This is a genomic window from Salipiger mangrovisoli, from assembly GCF_015223355.1.
Lineage (GTDB): Bacteria > Pseudomonadota > Alphaproteobacteria > Rhodobacterales > Rhodobacteraceae > Salipiger > Salipiger mangrovisoli.
This window is the reverse complement of sequence record NZ_JADFFK010000023.1, coordinates 71,307-90,448: the sequence shown is the minus strand read 5'-3', so window position 1 is coordinate 90,448 and position 19,142 is coordinate 71,307. Positions and strand designations below refer to the sequence as shown.

Sequence of the window (19,142 nt, the reverse complement as noted above, 5' to 3'; positions counted from 1 at the left end):
CGAAGATCGACGATGACCGCCAGCCTCGCGATCAGCGACGCTCGCGGCTTCCTACACCACGCCGCGGGGCACTATCGTGGAATGAACAAGGGTGTAGAACCCGGCCGCCTTCATACCCACACCCGCAGCAGCAGCCCCTCCTCCGATCACAGCCGCCGCTCCCGTCATCGCTTCACCAACGAGTTTGGAAGGCTTGTAGTCGCATATGTCAGCAAGTGTGGGCGTCGCGAAAAGAGAAGCTGCGAGCACTACGCCCGCAAGTGAATGTGCATGGGTCATGGAATCGCTTTTGTAAAACTAATCCAACAACTTTACCCTTACCCGACACAGCTTGTCGACGCTGTGCTCGGCAGACTAGTCTCTAGGACCGCCCACAGTTATATCTTGTGATCGCTTCCCGCGCGCGGTTCGTAGATTTTTCATTCATGTTGCGACTACATGTACGCAAAAGCAGATCGCACATCGAGGACGGATTGAAAATCCTCGTGTCGGTGGTTCGATTCCCCCCCCCGGGCACCACTTCTTCCAGAGAAGACAGTGATGACAGATAGTTAGATCGAGAAGTCGGCGTTTTGCAGACCACTCGTATGGCGAAGGCGTTCTGTCCCCCAATCCTTGTGGCCGACCATTGAGCCACGGATCTTCCGCCTCCAGATCGTATCAGCGCATCGAAGCTGCGCGGAACGCTCCCGGCACCCACGTTGCGCGATTCCGAAACCCGGCGTCCCGTCGGGCGTAGTCGAGGCCGCCGACGAAACGAAACTCGCGTCCGGCACGCCTCCTCGGGCGATGACCTCCTCGACGCCGACATATCCAGGATCGACCTGCGGCCCGCTGGAATACCCGGCGGCGCGCAAAGCCTCGACCCGCACCTCGCCGACAAGCGTGTCGCCGGCGGCGCTCCGCGAACTGTGGCGCACCAAGATGCCATCCTCCGCCAAGCCGCGCAGCACAGGACGCCCGAACCCGCCCAACCGGCCCCGTTCCAACGCAAAAGCTGCGGATTTTTTCATCAGCCGTCAGGGCCATTTCAAGTAGTGCACCGGTGCGGCCACCGATAGGGTTTGCAGTGCTGCCTGCAGTTGTTACCTTCGGTACCCTTACTGGAGGAGAAATGGTGTTGAGTAATATTCCATACGGCTTGACCGGCCCGCAGTACTTTTTGTTGTGCAAATTGCGTATCAATAATGTCATAAATTTCAATCATGGTGATGCCAGCATCCTTATCGACAAGGGACTTGCACGGGTCGGGGCGAGCGGCGATCTCGAACTTGAAGACCGGGAACGCGCGGATGTCTCGCCCCCCTTACGGCAGGCGATGACGTCCTGAAGACAGCTCGCGCGCAAGTCCCCCTGCGTGCGAGACAACCGGCCAGACAGGGCGCCAAGCGACGCTGACAGCCGCGCGACAGGACGCGCCGCACCCAAACATGTCCCGCGCCGGAAGCTGCGGGACATGTCGATCGATATCACGCCGGCCAATCGCCCTTCCGCCAAGCGCAGCAACGCCTCGCCCGCGCGCAATGCGCAGCGCAACCAACTTCCGACGTCCTCCGCTCATCCCGCGCTGTGCGAGATGGCCTCATCGCGCTGCGCCCTCGACGTCGTGCCCAGTTCGGAGCGGAACAGGGCCAGCATCGCGACAAGCATCAGCGCGCAGCCGACCGCCTCGGCGAGGGAAAGCGTCTCGCGCAGCAGCACCGCGGCAAGGAATGCGGCAATCGCCGGCTCGGTCATGGTCGCGATGAGCCCGACCCCGGCGGAGGAACTGAGCTTCATCCCGGTCACGAAGGCACAATAGGCGCCGCCCGTTGCGGCAAAGCCGATGTAGGCAAGCAGCGCAAGCTCGCGCGGCTCCAGCATCGTCAAATCGACGAGCGAACCCGAACTGCGCGAAAGACCAACCGCCGCCAGAACGCCCCCCGTGGCCGCCAGGCCAAGGTAAGTCACGCAAAGACATGGCACCGTCCGACACGCCGCCCGCGCCGCAACGGAAATTCCGACGAATGCCAGCGAGGCCCCGGCGAGGAGCCCCGCGCCGACCATGTCCAATGCGCCCGCGGCATCGACGGCAGCCTGCGGATCGAAGGACACGAGGGCGAGCCCCGCGACCGACAACATCAAGGCGACCATGGTCCATCCCGGTGGCAAACGGCCCCGGCGCAGCGCGCTGGCAGCAACCACGATCATTGGCGGGGCGCAGACCGTCACCGCCACCGTCACCGTCACGCCGACCCGCGCAAAGGCCGCGAACAGGCAGATCTGGAAGACCGCACCCGAAAGACCGAACAGGCACAGCGGCGCAAGGGGCAGCCGGCGCATCTCTGGCAGGGGGTGTCCTGCCAGACGTGCGATCAAGAAAATCAAGATGGCCCCCATCCCGACCCGCAGCATCCCGATGAGCGCGGGATCGAACACGATATCCTTCCGCATCAGCCCGTTGGCGACCCCGACCGTTCCCCAAAGACAGGCCGCGACGGACACCATCGCGAGACCCGCAAGCGGCCGCAAACGGCCAAGCCGCGCCATCTCGGCCGAGATCATCGCCCCGCCTCCGAGGTCCGGGTGCGGCCAGATCGACTGCGGACCAACGAGACCGTCGCTCGGAACCCTGGTGTGGCTTCGGGTGCTGCCTTGGCCATGCGATCCTGCAGCGCCTTCGACGACGGAGAACGCAGACCTATCAGGTGCAGGCGGCGGGGCTCTGCGGGCCGGACATTGTGCATCTCGCAGACCTCCCATGGGCCATCGGATCGGCCATCAAGGCGCGCCTGGCCGCAGAGTCATCACGCAGCGTCATCACATTGAAATAATGCGATTATTCCCAGGGCCATTTGGTACACATCGATTGTTGCAGAATTGTTTGCGACGCGCAGAAGCGTCTGCGGTCCCCGGTTTCGGGCCCCTGCCTGCTCTCGGCGAGGAACCGGGCCACTGCTGGCCCACGTCTTTCGGCGCCTTGCCGGGCTTGTCGCAAAATTCCAACACTCCCCGCGCCGGCGGCGACACCGACTGGGCTTCAAGACTCGCGGTGTCTAGAACTTGGGTCGCATCCACCAAGCATCAGGACGTCACGATGAAGATCAATGTCTGCCACATCGGGAACAGGGAATGGTTGGATTTCAAGGCGGATATCGCTTACGGCCTGCTGTTCGCCCTCGAAGAGCTTGGTCATGACGTCGTGATGCGCATCAACAACTTCGAGCAGAACCGGCTGAACATCATCATCGGTGCCGATTTTCTGGCCGCCTCCGAAGACACGGTCCGGCAAATCCGCGGCTCGACGATCGACTACGCCATCTTCGAAGTGGAGAACTTCGACGGTGCGACCATCAACCAAAGACCGAATTTCCCGCTCTCGAGCTACACGTCCCTGGTCGAAGGGGCACGGTTCGTGATCACCCCTTACCTGGCCAACCTTTCGGCCTATGCGGGCGTCTGCGATGCCGCGAAAATCCGCTATGCACGCTGGGGGTTCTACGAGCAGCTGCGCGATCCCAGGATCGTCCGACGGAAGGACTTCGACTTCGAGGCCCTGTTCTTCGGCCTGCTGAAAGGCAGCCGGGCGGAAAAGGTGGATCGCCTGGTCAACACCCACGGCCGCACTGTGAAAATCCTGGGCAGAAACGATCCGTTGACGGTGAAGGATTACTTCGTTGCGACCTGCAAATGGGGGCTCAACCTGTCCTACGGTGCCAGCGAGAAATTCATCAATCCGTTCCGCCTGTACTACATGGCCGCGAACGGCATGCCGATCCTCGCCGATCCGGGCGCGGACCAGGATGGCTACCTCGGCTTATGCGAGGTGGTCGGTTTCGAGCATCTCCCCGCCCGGCTCGACGATGCCGTGATCGACGCCGACACGCTCGCCGAGCGCTGCCGGGCCCACAGCCTCAGCCAGAACCTGAAGGCCGTCCTCTAGGCTCGGGACTGATAGCCAGCATATTCCAGTAGCGGCGAGAGCGATGGCTGACAGGAAGACCGTCGGGCATAGGTCGTGGCGAAAGGTGTCGATCATCACAACCCTTTCCCGCCGCGCTCGGCGGCCAGTCCCGTCATCATCCTCGTGCTGATGACCTTGTCCGTGGTCTTTCGCCGCCACCGCTGCCAACGGTTGCAGAACGTCTCGATGGGGGCCGATAGGTGGGGCACTTACGGGGGCATTTCTACCGCCCTCGGGCCGGAAGTTTCGTAACTTCGGTATGTTAGGAGATATTGGCTGGGGCGGTAGGATTCGAACCTACGGTGCGCGGTACCAAAAACCGGTGCCTTACCACTTGGCTACGCCCCAACCGTGGCGCGGGATTTACGCCAGCCTCCCGGAGGGCGCAACCCCCTTCTGGAAAAAATCTCGGTCTTTTTTGGCTCACCTTGCGGAACCCTCGCCAGAACCCTCCCGACGGTCCGAAGACCCGCGGCGATCACGCCCTCGCCGGAGGACCTCTGGGCAGAAAAATGCGTATCTGCCGCGTCCGGCGCGCTTCGCATCGTAGAGCGCCGCATCCGATGCTTCGAGCAGCGCATCGGCCCCGCTCCGCGGCATCGGCTCACCGGGAGACCGCAGCGCGATACCGATGCTCGCGGAAATCCGTGCCGGCGGAAGCGCGGTTTCAGCCCGCAGCGGAATCGGCTCTTCGAGCCGGGTGATGAGCTGCGCCGCCAGAGCGGCAAGACGGGTACGATCGCCCGTACCAACCACGACGATGACAAACTCGTCGCCGCCGACACGCGCCACTGTATCCTCCTGCCGGGTCAGCTCGCGCATGACGCCGGCGACCCGCTCCAGAACCCGGTCACCTGCCCCATGTCCGAGCGTGTCATTGACCCGTTTGAAGAAATCGAGGTCCACGTGCATCACCGCAAAAGCCGCGTCCCTCCGCAGCAGGTCGGTGAGCACCTGCGACACGGCACGGCGGTTGCGCAGCCCGGTGAGAGGATCGGTATAGGCGCGCTCCTCGGCGGCCAGCATTGCGCCCTGCAAGCGGCGATTGAGCGTGCGCGACGCCTCCATCGCGGCAGATTTCGCCTCGACCAGGTAGAGCATGTCGATGGCGAGATCCGTCGCCGCGAAATCGCTGCTGGTCAGCGCGTGATCGCGCACGGCATCGACAAGGCCGAGGCCGAAGGACAGGTCGAGTACCGCCCCGCCCGACGCATCCGGCAGGGCGAGACCGCGCAGCGTCTCGCGCCCCTGCCCGACCAGCCGCACCTGCAAGCGCCGCCCATCGAGCGCCAGGAGCGCCGCAAGTTCGGTGATCTGACGCGGGCGAAAGATGTCGAACAACTCAGAGAAATGCCGCGTGCGGTACTCCCGGCCGCCGAGGACCCGGTGCAATGTCGGCCCGATCGTACCGACCCGTCCCATAGCATCAAGGCGAGCGTGCATGGGGCAGAGCCGGTCCAGCGTGGCCTGCGGCAGGGCAAGCGGCGTCATCCGTCACGCCCCGCACCATGCGCGCCCAGCTCGAAGCTGCGGCCCGCTGAATAGCTGGGCTCGACCACCGCGATCTCGATCATTTCGTCCTCCCCCGGCCCTGCCTCGAGGTCGAGCACGATCAGCGCGCCATAGTCGTCCGCCATCGCCCGCAGCACGCCGGCAAGCACATGCGAATAGCCGCGTCTGGTGGGGCCGCTGCACTTGCAGACGAGCGTGAATCGGCGTGCGGCGGTCTCGGTCAGTTCCAGCGGCGGCAGATCGAGATCGGGCACGGCAAGCCGCGCGCGTCCGGGCAGTTCCTCGAGCGAGTGCAGGAAATCGATGAAGTCCTCGCCGCCATAGCGCATGAGTCGGCGCAGGCGTTCGTTGTTGGGGTGGGTCATCAGATATGTTCCGATGTCCTCGAGCATCGCGGCGCGCGGCTTGCCCAGTTCGATCTCGGCCTGCGTCAGCACCCGGCCGACGATCTGTGCCTCATAGTCGAGCATGGCTTCGAACTCGGGCAGGTCGAGCTGGGCGGCATCGGCAACGCTGCGCCAGCGCTCTGGCCCATAGGTGTCTTGCACGAAACACTGGAGCGTGCGCGCAACCAACCCGTGCATCCGCCACTCCATCCGCTGTCCGGCGCGCTACGCGCCGCCGCGTCTCAGGAGGGCTGCAGCCGACCTTGGCTCCGCTCCCGCACTGTCAGTGCCGCGCGGTCGTTCTTCCATCGCGTGTGTCCTTTCTCCTTCGCATGGCCGCGCTGTCCGCGAGAAGGATCACGAGCAACATGGCGATACGACCACCAGATTAAGGCACGGGGGCTTAAGGAAATCGGAAATCGGAAAGTTTTAGGGAATTTCCACCATCAGGTCGCCACGATGCGCAGCCAATCGGGAAGATGCCCGATGTCTGGCAGGACGGCATCCGCGAGCGGGCGCAGCTCTTCGGCGCCTGCCGGACCGGTCAGAACCCCCACGGTCATCATGCCGGCCGCGCGCCCGGCCATTAGGTCGTGGGTGCTGTCGCCGACCATGACGACCTGGGCGGGCGAAAGGTCCAGCGCCGCAGCGAAGGCCAGCAGCGGTTCGGGCGACGGCTTTGCACCGTGCCCGCTGTCGAAGCCTGCGACGAAATCGAACCGGTCCGCGACGCCGACCTGACCAAGATGGGCGTAGGCCACGGCCTCGTTGTCGTTGGTCATGACCCCCAGCCGCAACCCGGCGCCGCGCAGCCTGTCCAGCAGCGGCGCCAGCGGCACGGCTTCGACCACCGGCGCTCTGGCCGCCGCCTCGGAGAGGAAGCTTTCAAGCGCGGCGGCATCGCGCCCGCCAAGCCCACGTGCCAGGCATTCCGCCGCCTCGCGGCTGGTACCAGCGATCACCGGGCTGTCTTTCCAGAAGCTGCGGCTGTCGAGGTCGAAGCGCAGCTCGCGCGCCATTGCGGCCACCAGCAGGCCATCGCCCTGCGCCAGGTGATCCATCACCCCCAGCGCCCAGGCGCTCCATGTGCGGGTGAAATCGAACAGCGTGCCATCCTTGTCGAACAGCACCGCCGCTGCGCGCCGCTGCGGGGCCGCGGTCATGTCCAATGCACCTCGCCGCCGCCGGGAAGATGCTGGCGCGCCTGGAATGGCAGATCGTAGGTCAGCCCCGCTTCATCGCAGAAGGCCCGCACCCAGGCGTCGTCCATCAGCAGGAAATCGAGCACGGCACCCTGGAACCCCGGATCGGAGAGGCCGGTCCGGAAATCCTCGACCGAGGCGCCGGTGGCTCCCAGGAAGACCGGCAGAAGCTCGTCATTGGCAGCAAGCCAGGCCGCCGCCTGCAAGCCGATCAGCTCTGCCTCGTCGCGTCCCACCATCTTCGCACCCCGTCAATTGAAAGGCTTTCTTAACCAGTTTTCATAAAGACTGAGCGACAACGGGGATGCAAGGCCGTGCGATCTGCGCCCGGATGGCGAGAAATGCGCCGCGCCGGAACCACCTACGCCCCAGGTGCAGAGCAGGACCACGGTACAGGGACATGAGCGGGCCAATGGCAGGACGCATTCTGATCGTCGAGGGCATGGCGGACCACCGCATCCTGCTCAGGGGCCGACTGGCCAAGGCCTTTTACCAGGTGAGCACCGCCGAAAGCGGCACAGAGGCGCTGACCGAGGCCGCGGCAAGCCGGCCTGACCTGGTCATCGCCTCGACGCGCCTGTCCGACATGTGTGGTGGCGGCTTCTGCACCCGCCTGCGCGCGCTTCCCGGTCACGGCGACACACCGCTCATCCTGCTCTGCGAAGACGACCAGCCCGAGCAACGGCTTGCGCTTCTGGCGATGGGCGCCGACGACGTCATCGCCCGCCCGGCCTCGGAGATTCTGCTGCTGCCCCGAATGCGCAATCTCTTGCGCCGCGCCAGGGCGCAGGACGAAATGCACCTGCACAGCGACACCAAGCGTGCGCTCGGCCTGTCCGATGCCCCACGCAGTTTCGAGCGCCCCTCCCGAATCTCGCTGATCTCCATGGATCCGGCCCAGGCCATGGACCCGCTTGCCGCGCGGCTGCGGATCGGTCTCGGCGCGCAGGTGCAGGTCGCACTGCCCGAGCATCTGCTCAAGAACAACGCGATTTTTGCCGAGGTGATCGTTCTCATCGACCCGGGCTCCGACGCGGGCGCGGGGCTGGCCCTGCTGTCGCAACTGCGCACCGCCCGTGCGCAGCGCCGCGCCGCATTGGTCTATGTCACGGATGCGGGCCGCGCGACGCTCGCGGCGCAGGCGCTCGACCTCGGTGCCGACGAATTGCTGCATCACGGTGCGGACCCACTGGAACTCGCGTTGCGCCTGCCGCGGCTGATTGCCCGCGGGCGCTGCGCCGAGCGGCATCGCGCCGCCCTGCGCAGCGGCTTGCGGGACGCGATGATCGACCCGCTCACCGGGCTGTACAACCGGCGCTACGCGATGCCCGAACTGGCGCGCATGGCGCAGAAGGCGGCGCAGCAGGCTCAGCCGCTCGCGCTGCTCGTCGCCGACCTTGACCACTTCAAGGCGGTGAACGATCGCTGGGGACATTCCACCGGCGACCGGGCGCTGGCCGCCTCGGCGCAAGCGCTGTCGGAGACCTTGCGAGAGGGCGATCTGCTGGCCCGACTCGGCGGCGAGGAGTTTCTGATCGCGCTGCCCGGCTGCACCGCCGATGAGGCGCTGGCCACCGCCCGCCGCCTGCGTCACTCCGTGGCCCGCCTTGCGCTTCCGTCGAGCGACCGAATGCCCGACGCCCCCGCCTGCCTTGCGCTGACGGTCAGCATCGGCGTGGCGCTGGTGGCCGAGGAAGGCGACCCGGTCGAGGCCGCTCTGGTCCGGGCCGACGGCGCGCTCTATGCCGCCAAGCAGGCCGGTCGCAACCGCGTGCGCCTTGCGCGGCCGGAGACGCCGCTGCCGCGGCGAATACATCTGCGCGAGGTGCGCCAGATGTAAGGCCCTTGGCCGAACAGCGCGGGCGCGCCGCGTTCAGTCCCGCGGTTTGCGGGGCAGATGGCGCGCCAGATCGTCAAGCTCCGCTTCCAGCCGGTCCGCATAGGCCGTCCGCGCCTCCGGCGAGAGTGCCGAGACGTAGTCCACCAGCACCTGCTGCCCCATCTTCTGCCGCTCTGCCGCGCGGGCGTCTTGGGCAGTCAGCGCCTGCGCGAAGGCGGCACTGTCGAAGGGGTCGGCACGCAGCACCTCGACCGCGCTGCGGTAATCGCCAAAGGGGGCCGGCCGCGGCCGATCGCCCTGCTTGCGCTCAAAGGAGCTGAACAGCTTGTGCCCCAGCTCGCGCCGCTGGTCCTCGGAGAAGGCCCGCGTGTAAGGCGTGATGAAATCCCGGCCACGCGGCGGGCCGTCGCGGTCGGGACCGCCGTGGCGCAGTAGCCCGCCCGCGACGACGCCGGCCACGGCGAGATTGAGCGCCAGCGAACCCAGCAGCAGCAGGCGCATCCAGCGCGGAGCGCGCGAGGCCTTGGGAGAGGCGGAGGGGCGCGGGGCGTCGTTCGTCATTTTCAAAGTCCCAACATCGCGTAGTCAAAGCCGCTCGCCGGATCGATCGCCGAGAGCGAAGTGCTGCTGTCGGTGGACAGCCAGGTGGTCATGGTCTGGGGCGAGGCAACCCCGATCCACACGCCCGCGGCGCAGGCCGCCGCCAGCCCCGCCAGCGCAGGCCAGCCGCCGAAGACGCGCAGCGCCTCGCGCCAGCTGGCAACGCCCCGCCGCGGCGGCGCAGATCGCACATCTTCCGGCCTCGGCGCGGGCTGCTCTGCGAGCGCCAGTGCCTCCATGCGGGCCATCCAGTCGCCAGAGGGCATGGGTGCGTCGCGCCGTTCGGCCTCGAACAGCGGGGCCAGTGCCCCCTCTTCCTTCCTGCGCTGATCAGTCATCGTCATACCCCAGCTCTGCGCGCCGCCCGGCCAGCAGGGCCTCCAGCGCCTTGCGTCCCCGCGCGGTCAGACTTTCCACCGCGCGCACGCCCAAGTCCATGATCCCGGCAATTTCCGGGTTTGAAAGTCCTTCGAGATGCCGCAGCACCACGGCCTGACGCTGGCGCTCCGGCAGGGCCCCGAGCGCCTCCTGCAGCGCCCCCTCACGGGCGCGCCCCTGGAGGGTCGCCTCGGCACCGGGCGCAGGATCGGCCGGTTCCGCGATATCGTCGAGGTCCACCGTGCCGCCGCGACGCCTGCGCATCCGGTCAATGCAGAGGTTTGCAACCACGCGGTAGAGCCAGGTCGACACCTTCGCCTCGCCGTCACGCCAGCCCGGCGCCGCGCGCCAGAGCCGCAGCAGGGCCTCCTGCGCGACGTCCTCTGCCTCGGCCCGGTCACCCAGCATACGCACGGCATGACCAAAGGCGCGCGGGCCGAGCCGCTGCACAAGGGCGCGCGCCGCGGCCTGATCGCCCGCGGCATAGGCCGCAAGCAGGGTCTCGTCGCTGTCCCCGTTCATCGCGTCATAAGGCATCCGGTCCATCCCATTGCGCTAGCCCGAAGTCCCGGACCGCGCAAGGACCGGGCCGCGGCAGGCGGCCCGGTCCCGTTCACCTCAGTACTGCCAGAAGTCCCGCATCATGCCGCCGCGCGGACCTTGTCCGTCGCGCGGACCATCGCCATCCTGCGGGCCGCGCTTGAAGCCCTTGCCGCCCTGATCATGCTCCCGCTCACCGTGCCAGGACCGCGGCCCATCCTCATGGCGCATCATCCGGTCCGCCTTGGGGCCATGCTCCATGTCGCGCTGCTGGCCGCGCATCGGGCCGGCGGCCGCCAGTTCATCGGCGGTCACCAAGCCGTCCTCGTCGGCATCGAAGCGGTCGAAGAAGCCCATCGGCCCCTGCGCCTGCATCTCCTCGAGCGACAGCTTGCCGTCCTTGTCGGCGTCGAACCGCTCGAGCATCCGCTGCTCCATGCGCGCCTTGCGCATCTCGAGCTGCTGCGCCTCGCGCGCCGCCCGGCGGGCGTCGGCGAAGGCGATCAGCTCATCGCCCTCCAGCAGACCGTTGCCATCCGCGTCGGCGGTCGCAAAGGCCTCGGTGAAGCCCGCGGCGGGGCCGTGCCCTGCAAATTCCTCACGACTGATCGACCCGTCGCCGTCGCTGTCGAAGCTCTCGAACATCTGCGTCATCGGCGCCGGTCGCGCGCCGCGCTGGTCGGTCGGCTTGGCGTCGGATGCAGCAAAGGCAAGGCTCGCCGTGCCCAGGACCACGAGGGCAGCGCCGGTCATCAGTTTGTTCATGCGTGTCATCGCTGCGATCTCCTCATTCATCGCGTATCGTGTCGGCGGCGGTCTTGCCGTCCGATCACAAGCTTCCACGCGCGGCGGCGCAAACTCCGTCGCATACCGGCGAAGATTTTTTGAGAAGGACAGGAGCGCGAGCCGGACTGAACAAGAAAATCGATTAATTAAAGTCACTTAAATCGAAAACATCCGTTTGCTTTCTGCATCGCGGGTCCCGGACTTCCGACTTGCGGAAAAGGATATATGGCAGCCCGTCCCCGGTGCGCCTGCCTCCCGACGTCTTGGAAAACCTGACTCTGCCGGTCTTGTTTGCGACATCACGCCGCTGCGCGCCTCTGTCCTCTTCCCATGCGGCCGGTCATGCGCCACCTTTGGGATATGACTTCGAAAGTGCATCCCATGTCCGATCTGTCGCAGGAACGCGAAACCTGGCCCGCCGTCTGGCGCGGCTTTCGCTGCCGCTGCCCAAACTGCGGCAACGGTCCGATCCTCCGGTCCTATCTCAAAGTGCGCGATCACTGCCCCGTCTGCCGGGAAGAGCTGCACCACCACCGCGCCGACGACGGCCCGGCCTATCTGACCATCCTCATCGTCGGCCACATCATGGCCCCGGCGCTGCTCTGGGTGTTCACCACCTGGCGCCCCGAACCACTGATCCTGGTCACCATCTTCCTTATTGGCTGCATCGGGCTTTCCCTCTACCTTCTGCCGCGACTGAAGGGGGCGATCGTCGGCTTCCAGTGGGCGCGCGAGATGCACGGCTTCGCGCGCGACCGCTAGGAGCGGCGCGCAAGCGCGATCCCCGCGAGCCAACACAAGACGCAGGGGAATGCGCATGAGCAGCGACAAGACAGCCATCCGCGACGCAGCCACGGTGATCGTGCTGCGCGACCGCGACAGCCGCCCGAGCGTGTTGATGGGACAGCGCGGCGCGGGAGCGGCCTTCATGCCCAACAAGTTCGTCTTTCCCGGCGGCGCGGTGGACGACGCCGACGCCGAGGTCAAGCTCGCCGCGCCGCTGCCGGCGGCCTGCGCCACCCGGTTGGAAGAGGACGCCCCCGCAGGGCGGGCCCCGGCGCTGGCCGCGGCGGCGATCCGCGAGCTCTGGGAGGAAACCGGGCAGGTGCTGGGCTGGCCCGGCAAATGGCCGACGCCGCCGGCGGGATGGGAGGGATTTGCCGAAACCGGCCACCGCCCGTCGGCCTCGGCGCTGCAATTCGTCTTCCGCGCCATCACCCCGCCCGGCCGCCCGCGTCGCTTCGATGCGCGTTTCTTCCTGGTGGATGCGGAGGCGCTGAAAACCGATCCCGATGACTTTTCGGCGGCCTCGGACGAGCTGTCGCACCTGCAATGGGTGCCGCTCGACGAGGTGCGCCGCTTCGACCTGCCGTTCATCACCGAGGTGGTGCTGGCCGAAATCGCCGCACGGGTCACCGATCGCCGCGCGCCGAGCTCGGTGCCCTTCTTCCGCAACGACGACGAGGAAAGCCTGTTCCTGCGCCTCAACGGCCGCGCACCCGGCGCGCCGGAAAACAGCAAGCCGAAGCGTCAGCTGCGGATCAGGAGGTAGTAGGCACCCGCCAGCAGCGCCGCGAGCAGCGCGAGGTTGAACATCAGCCCGGCCAGCACGCCGAGCCGCCAATGGCTGCGCCGCGCCTTCACGTCGATCGCCTCGAGATGCCGGGCAATCCGGGATTCGGCGCGGGAAAGCTCGGCCTCGTCAAGCCTCATGGCAAGCTTGGGGTTGCCGACCATGCCCTGCGCCCGGCGCAATGTTGCAAGGTCGCGCCGCGCCCATCGCGGCAGCCGCGGAGCGGCGCGGCGCGCGCGCTGCTCGAAGCTGCCCTTACCGAGGCCGAGGCGGCTCTCGAGAAGCGGCATCAGCCGGGCACCGATCTTGGGGTCCTGATCCATGGCGCGAACCTCGGGCATTTGCCGCCCGCGCGCAAGCCGCAACGGCGGGGCGGCGCCAACCTCCTTCGAAGGAGGTTGCAAATCTCTTCGAAGAGATTTGCCCCGGCCCGGCGCGTTTTGCCCTTTTCTGGTCCCCGCCCGCGCCCTAGACAGGGCCCATGCTGAACATGATCCGCCACGGCTCCGCCACCGACCAACCGCCGCTCGTGATTGTCCACGGGCTCTTCGGTTCCGCGCGCAACTGGGGCGTGATCTCGAAGCGCCTGTCGGACCGGCGCGAGGTGATCGCCGTGGACCAGCGCAACCACGGGGACAGCCCGTGGCGCGACAGCCACAATTATCTCGACATGGCCGGCGACATCGCCGAGGTGATCGAGAGCCTCGGCGGCCCTGCCGACGTGCTGGGCCATTCGATGGGCGGCAAGGCGACAATGGTGCTGGCGCTGACCCGGCCCGATCTGGTCAATCGGGCGATCCTGGCCGACATCGCGCCGGTGCCCTACAGCCACGATCAGAACCAGAACATCGCCGCCATGCGCAGCGTCGACCTGTCGGCCATCGAGAAGCGCTCGGATGCCAACGCCCAGCTCTCCGAGGTGCTCGAGGATCCCACCCTGTGCAGCTTCTTCACCCAGTCGCTCGACCTCAAGGACAAGCGCTGGAAGCTGAACCTCGACGTGCTCGAATCCGAGATGCCGAAGATCCTCGGTTTCCCCGAGATCGAGGCGCAGTTCGACCGCCCTGCGCTGTTCCTCTCGGGGGCCGAGTCGCATTACGTGCTGCCCGAGCACCGCGCGCGCATCCGGTCGCTCTTCCCGGCGGCGAAATTCGCCAAGCTGCCCGGCTGCGGTCACTGGCTGCACGCCGAGAAGCCGCGCGAGTTCGAAGCGGCGGTGCGGACTTTCCTTGACCTGACGGCCTGAGGCAGGAACCAGCGCTGCCCGGTTTCCGGGCTGACGCCGACGCCGATTTTCCTTTTTGGAATCTGCGCATTCCTGTTTTCGAATTGCGCGCGAAGGCGCTTGCGCCGGGGCTCGCCCCTCCCCTTCTAGTTTCCGAAACGCTTATGTTCCGGAACGTCGCCCATGTCCGCCTTCTCTTTCTGCGCCGGCTCAGTCGCCTTCGAGCAGGTGGAGCTTGCCCTCCAGCCAGGGCAGCTGGCGCAGCGCGGGGGTGATCACCAGATCCGCGACAAGCTGGCGCATGGTGCGTGCCACGTCTCGCGGCACGCGGTCGGCCCAATCGGCGGCGGCAAAGAGCGAGATGGTCCGTGCGAAGGGCTTGATCGGCAGCGGATGCGCCTCGATCCGGTCGTGCACCCGCGCCGCGCGCATGTAGCCGAGCGGCGTGGTGATGCCCCAGCCGACGCCACGCGCCACCAGCGTCATCAGGGACAGATGCGCGCCGATCTCGAAACGCTCGGGAAAATCCAGCTTGAGCCGCGACAGATGCGCCTCGATCTGGCGGCCGATCATCTGGTCGCGGTCGTAGCGCAACATCGGCAGGGCCGACATCAAGGCCTCGGTCCCGCCCGCCTCGCGCGCCTTGCCGCGCGGCGCAACCAGCACGAAGGGGTCTCGCACCAGCGGATATTCGATCACGCCGGGCGTCGCGATGCCGGGGCTGGCCGCGATCGCGATATGCAGGCGGCGGTCCACCATGGATTCCATGATCTCGTGGCTCGGCGCGGTGACCAGCTTGAAGCGACAGCGAGTCATGTTCTCGGCCAGGATGGTCACCAGCTGCGGCGTCAGGTCGTTGTCGAAATCGTCGATCACCCCGAGGTTGAGCTGCGCCAGATGGGTCAGGTCCATCACCGTGAGCTCGTTCTGCGCCAGCCGGAGCTGCCCGAGCACCGCCTGCGTCCGCATCAGGAAGGTGCGCCCCGCCGGGGTCAGTTGCATCGGCCTGCGCCCGTGGTCGACCAGATCGATGCCAAGCGCGGATTCAAGGTTGCGCAGCTGCTGGCTGACCGCCGGCTGGCTGAGCCCGGTGCGTTCGGCCGCCTGCGCCACGGAGCCGGTCCCCGCCAGCGCCTCGAACACCTCGAGGCCGCGCAGGCTGATCCCTTTCATCAGCATAAACTCATCCCTCACCTGAACCGGGTACCGCCCCGGCCCACTCCGCCCTGCCCGTGTCGAAGACTGGCACAGATTCACTTTTTCCGAAACTCCCCAAGATCAGGCATGAGCCAGACCCAATGACCGTGACCCCTCTCAAAGCCGCCCCCGGCCTGCCCGCTCACAGCACCGCCGACACCGCCGATATCGTGCAGATCATGCTGGCGAGGCTGCGCGCCGAGGGCGAGGCGGCGGCGCTCGACTATGCCGCGCGACTGGACGGCTGGCAGGGCGAGATCGTGCTGCCGACGGCGCGCCTCGCCGAGGCACAGCGCGCCCTGCCGGTCACGCTGGTCGAGGACATCGCCTATGCCCATGCCAACATCCGCGCTTTTGCAGAGGCGCAGCGGGCCTCGGTGCAGGAGTTCGAAATCGAGCTGCGCCCCGGCCTGCGCGCAGGGCAGCGGCTGATTCCGGTCGGCTGCGCCGGCTGCTACGTGCCGGGCGGGCGCTATGCCCACATCGCCTCGGCGCTGATGACCGTGACCACCGCCCGCGCCGCCGGGGTCGGCCGGGTGATCGCCTGCTCGCCGCCCGGTCAGGGCGGCATCCCTCCGGCAATCCTGCATGCTCTGCACCTGGCCGGGGTGGACGAGATGCTGGCACTCGGCGGGGTGCAGGGCATCGCGGCGCTGGCGTTGGGGCTTTTCGGAATGCCGCGGGCCGACATCCTCGCCGGGCCGGGCAATCCGTTCGTCGCCGAGGCCAAGCGGCAGCTCTTCGGGCCGGTGGGAATCGACATGGTGGCTGGGCCGACCGACGTGATGATCCTCGCCGATGCCAGCGCCGACCCGGAACTGGTGGCGCTCGACCTGCTTGGACAGGCCGAGCATGGCGGCAATTCCCCGGTCTGGCTGGCCACCGACCACCGTCCGCTTGCAGAGGCGGTTCTGGCGCGACTGCCGCAGATGGCCGAGACCCTGCCCGAGCCGAACCGCTGCGCCGCCCGCGACGCCTGGGCGCACCTCGGCGAAGTGATGCTCTGCGACACGCGCGAGGAGATGGCCGCGCTTGCCGACCGCTATGCCCCCGAGCACCTGCACGTGATGGCGCGCGATCTGCCGTGGTGGCGGGCGCGGCTGCGCTGCTACGGCGCGCTGTTCCTTGGAGCCGGCACCACCGTGACCTTCGGCGACAAGGCCGCGGGTCCGAACCATGTCCTGCCGACCGGCGGCGCCGCGCGCCACACCGGCGGGCTCTCGGTGCACAAGTTCCTCAAATGCGTGACGTGGCAGGAGGCCGCGCCCGAGGCGCTGCCCGACCTGGCCCGCGCCAGCGCCGGAATCAGCCGCGCCGAGGGAATGGAAGGCCATGCCCGCAGCGCCGAGGCACGGATCGTGCGGCGACCGCTGCGCGCGGCAAGCTGAGGCTGCGGAAGGTGCCGGACGGGCTCAGAGCCCGGTGCACATCCGCTCGGCACGCTTCACGAAGGCCGAGTAGCGGCTCCAGAAGTCCTTGTCCGACTGGCGGCTCGACTGGCGCACCTCCTGGGCCTGGTGCGGGTCACGGTAGAAGTTGACCGCCCGGCGCTGATCGCCCGAGCGCAGCTCGTCGTTGGCCGCCGCCTGCACGCAGCCGCAGAGCGCGTCATTGCGGGCTTTTCGATCCGAACTCATGCAGGCTTTGCTGACTGGCCCCTGCGCATAGTACCTGTAGCCCGACCCCGAGCCGCCCCCGCAGCCCGCCACCAACGCCAGAATCGTCACCAGAAATATCGGTTTCATCCGCCTGCTCTCTCAACACTGCCCGTCACTCCACGGGTCTTCTGCCCGCTGGTCCGGAGTTTTCCCGAAGATGCCCGAAGCGGGCGGCGGTTTCAATTCACCGATTCGTTGTTGGACAACAGCTGCCGCGACGCTAGGCGGCGACATCGCATCGCCACCGTCTACCAGTTCACCCGGCCGCCAATCCGCCCCGAGAGAGGTGGCCCTGAAAGCGTGCCGCGCGCGGCGGCGGCATGGCGCTTGGCGCGCCTTGCGCCAAACCCGCCGCCGCGTCAGGAAATGCAGGGAGATGAGGCGCATCGGCGCAGCCGCGCCGCCTGCCCTTCGATCCGGCTTGACCGGACGCCAAAAGCCTTACATATCGGGCCAATCATGACCGATCTCGCGCATATCCGTAACTTCTCCATCGTTGCCCACATCGACCACGGGAAATCCACCCTGGCCGACCGGCTGATCCAATCCACCAACACCGTCTCGGAACGCGAGATGAAGGAGCAGCTGCTCGACGCGATGGATATCGAGCGCGAGCGCGGCATCACCATCAAGGCGAACACCGTCCGGATCGAGTATATCGCCGACAATGGCGAGCAATACGTGCTCAACCTGATCGACACCCCCGGACACGTCGACTTTGCCTATGAAGTGTCGCGTTCGATGCGCGCCGTCGAAGGTTCGCTGCTGGTCGTCGACAGCACCCAGGGCGTCGAGGCGCAGACGCTCGCCAACGTCTACCAGGCGATCGACGCCGACCACGAGATCGTGCCGGTGCTCAACAAGATCGATCTGCCCGCCTCGGAGCCCGAGCGCGTCAAGGAACAGATCGAGGACGTGATCGGCATCGACGCCGAGCACGCTCTGCTGGTCTCGGCCAAGTCCGGCCTCGGCATCAAGGAAACGCTGGAAGCCATCGTGCACCGGCTGCCCGCCCCCACGGGCGAACGCGACGCGCCGCTGAAGGCGATGCTGGTCGACAGCTGGTACGACGCCTATCTCGGCGTCGTCGTCCTTGTGCGGATCATGGACGGCGTCCTGAAGAAGGGCGACAAGATCAAGATGATGCAGACCGGCGCGACCTATCCCGTCGACCGGATCGGCGTCTTCCGCCCCGCGATGCAGAACGTCGACGAGCTGGGTCCGGGCGAGATCGGCTTCCTCACCGCGCAGATCAAGCAGGTGCGCGACACCAAGGTCGGCGATACGATCACCCACGAGAAGAAGGGCGCCGAGAAGCCCCTGCCGGGCTTCAAGCCCTCGGTTCCGGTGGTGTTCTGCGGTCTCTTCCCGGTCGACAGCGCCGAGTTCGAGGACCTGCGCGACGCGATCGAGAAGCTGGCGCTGAACGACGCCTCCTTCAGCTACGAGATGGAAACCTCGGCGGCGCTTGGCTTCGGCTTCCGCTGCGGCTTCCTCGGGCTGCTGCACCTCGAGGTGATCCGCGACCGCCTCGAGCGCGAGTATGACATCGAGCTGATCACCACCGCGCCGTCGGTGATCTACCACGTCTACATGAAGGACGACACGAAGATCGACCTGCACAACCCCGCCGACATGCCCGACATGTCGAAGGTGGACCACGTCGAGGAGCCGCGCATCAAGGCCACGATCCTGGTGCCCGACGAATACCTCGGCGACGTGCTCAAGCTTTGCCAGGACCGCCGCGGGTTGCAGCTCGACCTCACCTATGCGGGCAACCGTGCCATGGTGGTCTACGACCTGCCGCTGAACGAGGTGGTGTTCGACTTCTACGACCGCCTCAAGTCGGTGACCAAGGGCTACGCGTCGTTCGACTACCAGATGATCGGCTACCGCGAGGACAACCTCGTGCGCATGTCGATCCTGGTGAACGACGAGGCGGTGGACGCGCTGTCGATGCTGGTTCACCGCGACCGCGCCGAGATGCGCGGCCGGGCAATGTGCGAGAAGCTGAAAGAGCTGATCCCCCGCCACATGTTCAAGATCCCGATCCAGGCGGCGATCGGCGGCAAGGTGATCGCACGCGAAACGCTTTCGGCGATGCGCAAGGACGTGACCGCCAAGTGCTACGGCGGCGACGCCACCCGGAAGAAGAAGCTGCTCGAGAAGCAGAAGGCCGGCAAGAAGAAGATGCGGCAGTTCGGCAAGGTCGAGATCCCGCAGGAGGCCTTCATCTCCGCCCTCAAGATGGACGACTGACCGGCACATCCCGGCCAGCACCAGACAGACAGGCCGGGGCGAT

The 19,142-nt window shown here is 66.8% G+C and carries 22 protein-coding genes and 1 tRNA gene; 9 read left to right on the top strand and 14 right to left on the bottom strand.

Annotated features, from left to right (window positions below):
• On the top strand, positions 1–264 hold a 264-nt coding region (locus IQ782_RS29975), incomplete at its 5' end, for a hypothetical protein (RefSeq protein WP_240989532.1).
• A gap of 287 nt (positions 265–551) precedes the next feature.
• On the opposite strand, the gene IQ782_RS24080 is transcribed toward IQ782_RS29975, so the two are convergent.
• Complete coding sequence (locus IQ782_RS24080) at positions 552–1,013, bottom strand: hypothetical protein (RefSeq protein ID WP_194137218.1); 462 nt, start codon at positions 1,011–1,013, stop codon at positions 552–554.
• Positions 1,014–1,120: 107 nt separating this feature from the next.
• On the opposite strand from IQ782_RS24080, the gene IQ782_RS24075 reads away from it, so the two are divergent.
• Positions 1,121–1,330 carry a hypothetical protein gene (locus IQ782_RS24075; RefSeq protein ID WP_194137217.1) on the top strand — a complete coding sequence of 70 codons (210 nt, stop codon included), beginning with the start codon at positions 1,121–1,123 and terminating at the stop codon, positions 1,328–1,330.
• 227 nt (positions 1,331–1,557) lie between these two features.
• Here the strand turns inward: IQ782_RS24075 and IQ782_RS24070 are convergent, their stop codons facing one another.
• Positions 1,558–2,544 (bottom strand): DMT family transporter, encoded by a 987-nt coding sequence (locus tag IQ782_RS24070; RefSeq protein WP_194137216.1) that lies wholly within the window; start codon positions 2,542–2,544, stop codon positions 1,558–1,560.
• Between the two features lie 532 nt (positions 2,545–3,076).
• Between IQ782_RS24070 and IQ782_RS24065 the strand changes: the two genes are divergently transcribed.
• Positions 3,077–3,922: a hypothetical protein gene (locus IQ782_RS24065; RefSeq protein WP_194137215.1), complete on the top strand. Its 846-nt coding sequence runs from the start codon at positions 3,077–3,079 to the stop codon at positions 3,920–3,922.
• A gap of 294 nt (positions 3,923–4,216) precedes the next feature.
• Here IQ782_RS24065 and IQ782_RS24060 read toward each other — a convergent pair.
• From IQ782_RS24060 to IQ782_RS24040, 5 genes are all read right to left on the bottom strand, one after another.
• A tRNA-Gln gene (locus IQ782_RS24060) sits at positions 4,217–4,291 on the bottom strand.
• A gap of 75 nt (positions 4,292–4,366) precedes the next feature.
• Positions 4,367–5,434: a GGDEF domain-containing protein gene (locus IQ782_RS24055; protein ID WP_194137214.1), complete on the bottom strand. Its 1,068-nt coding sequence runs from the start codon at positions 5,432–5,434 to the stop codon at positions 4,367–4,369.
• Positions 5,431–6,039 (bottom strand): heme NO-binding domain-containing protein, encoded by a 609-nt coding sequence (locus IQ782_RS24050; protein ID WP_194137213.1) that lies wholly within the window; start codon positions 6,037–6,039, stop codon positions 5,431–5,433. Before IQ782_RS24050 ends, IQ782_RS24055 begins: the two co-directional genes overlap by 4 nt.
• 248 nt (positions 6,040–6,287) lie before the next feature.
• Positions 6,288–7,004, bottom strand: coding sequence for an HAD family hydrolase (locus tag IQ782_RS24045; protein ID WP_194137212.1), 717 nt, complete (start codon positions 7,002–7,004; stop codon positions 6,288–6,290).
• Positions 7,001–7,282, bottom strand: coding sequence for a DUF3572 domain-containing protein (locus tag IQ782_RS24040; RefSeq protein WP_194137211.1), 282 nt, complete (start codon positions 7,280–7,282; stop codon positions 7,001–7,003). The genes IQ782_RS24045 and IQ782_RS24040 overlap by 4 nt, the downstream gene beginning before the upstream one ends.
• A gap of 173 nt (positions 7,283–7,455) precedes the next feature.
• On the opposite strand from IQ782_RS24040, the gene IQ782_RS24035 reads away from it, so the two are divergent.
• Positions 7,456–8,883 carry a diguanylate cyclase gene (locus IQ782_RS24035; RefSeq protein WP_194137210.1) on the top strand — a complete coding sequence of 476 codons (1,428 nt, stop codon included), beginning with the start codon at positions 7,456–7,458 and terminating at the stop codon, positions 8,881–8,883.
• A 33-nt stretch (positions 8,884–8,916) separates the two neighbouring features.
• Here IQ782_RS24035 and IQ782_RS24030 read toward each other — a convergent pair whose 3' ends face one another.
• The 4 genes from IQ782_RS24030 to IQ782_RS24015 all read right to left on the bottom strand — a co-directional run bounded on the left by IQ782_RS24030 (position 8,917) and on the right by IQ782_RS24015 (position 11,175).
• Positions 8,917–9,444, bottom strand: coding sequence for a periplasmic heavy metal sensor (locus tag IQ782_RS24030; RefSeq protein ID WP_194137209.1), 528 nt, complete (start codon positions 9,442–9,444; stop codon positions 8,917–8,919).
• A 2-nt stretch (positions 9,445–9,446) separates the two neighbouring features.
• A complete protein-coding gene (locus IQ782_RS24025; protein ID WP_338092643.1) occupies positions 9,447–9,827 on the bottom strand; it encodes a hypothetical protein in 381 nt (126 codons plus the stop codon).
• Positions 9,814–10,398, bottom strand: coding sequence for an RNA polymerase sigma factor (locus IQ782_RS24020; RefSeq protein ID WP_194137208.1), 585 nt, complete (start codon positions 10,396–10,398; stop codon positions 9,814–9,816). The genes IQ782_RS24025 and IQ782_RS24020 overlap by 14 nt, the downstream gene beginning before the upstream one ends.
• An 81-nt stretch (positions 10,399–10,479) precedes the next feature.
• Positions 10,480–11,175, bottom strand: coding sequence for an EF-hand domain-containing protein (locus tag IQ782_RS24015; RefSeq protein ID WP_240989531.1), 696 nt, complete (start codon positions 11,173–11,175; stop codon positions 10,480–10,482).
• A gap of 393 nt (positions 11,176–11,568) precedes the next feature.
• On the opposite strand from IQ782_RS24015, the gene IQ782_RS24010 reads away from it, so the two are divergent.
• Entirely contained in the window at positions 11,569–11,949 is a 381-nt protein-coding gene (locus tag IQ782_RS24010) for a DUF983 domain-containing protein (RefSeq protein WP_240989530.1), read from the top strand.
• A gap of 55 nt (positions 11,950–12,004) precedes the next feature.
• Positions 12,005–12,739 carry an NUDIX hydrolase gene (locus tag IQ782_RS24005; RefSeq protein ID WP_194137207.1) on the top strand — a complete coding sequence of 245 codons (735 nt, stop codon included), beginning with the start codon at positions 12,005–12,007 and terminating at the stop codon, positions 12,737–12,739.
• On the opposite strand, the gene IQ782_RS24000 is transcribed toward IQ782_RS24005, so the two are convergent.
• Entirely contained in the window at positions 12,718–13,083 is a 366-nt protein-coding gene (locus IQ782_RS24000; RefSeq protein WP_194137206.1) for a hypothetical protein, read from the bottom strand. The genes IQ782_RS24005 and IQ782_RS24000 overlap by 22 nt on opposite strands.
• A 158-nt stretch (positions 13,084–13,241) precedes the next feature.
• Between IQ782_RS24000 and IQ782_RS23995 the strand changes: the two genes are divergently transcribed.
• Positions 13,242–14,006, top strand: coding sequence for an alpha/beta fold hydrolase (locus tag IQ782_RS23995; protein WP_194137205.1), 765 nt, complete (start codon positions 13,242–13,244; stop codon positions 14,004–14,006).
• 189 nt (positions 14,007–14,195) lie between these two features.
• Here IQ782_RS23995 and IQ782_RS23990 read toward each other — a convergent pair whose 3' ends face one another.
• Positions 14,196–15,164, bottom strand: coding sequence for a LysR family transcriptional regulator (locus IQ782_RS23990; protein ID WP_194137204.1), 969 nt, complete (start codon positions 15,162–15,164; stop codon positions 14,196–14,198).
• Positions 15,165–15,283: 119 nt separating this feature from the next.
• Here IQ782_RS23990 and hisD point away from each other — a divergent pair, with 119 nt between their 5' ends.
• Entirely contained in the window at positions 15,284–16,570 is a 1,287-nt protein-coding gene (hisD, locus tag IQ782_RS23985) for a histidinol dehydrogenase (protein ID WP_194137203.1), read from the top strand.
• A gap of 24 nt (positions 16,571–16,594) precedes the next feature.
• Here hisD and IQ782_RS23980 read toward each other — a convergent pair whose 3' ends face one another.
• Positions 16,595–16,927, bottom strand: a complete 333-nt coding sequence (locus IQ782_RS23980; RefSeq protein WP_194137202.1) for a hypothetical protein — start codon at positions 16,925–16,927, stop codon at positions 16,595–16,597.
• Positions 16,928–17,299: 372 nt separating this feature from the next.
• Between IQ782_RS23980 and lepA the strand changes: the two genes are divergently transcribed.
• Complete coding sequence (lepA, locus tag IQ782_RS23975) at positions 17,300–19,099, top strand: translation elongation factor 4 (protein ID WP_194137201.1); 1,800 nt, start codon at positions 17,300–17,302, stop codon at positions 19,097–19,099.
• Positions 19,100–19,142 lie beyond the last annotated feature (43 nt).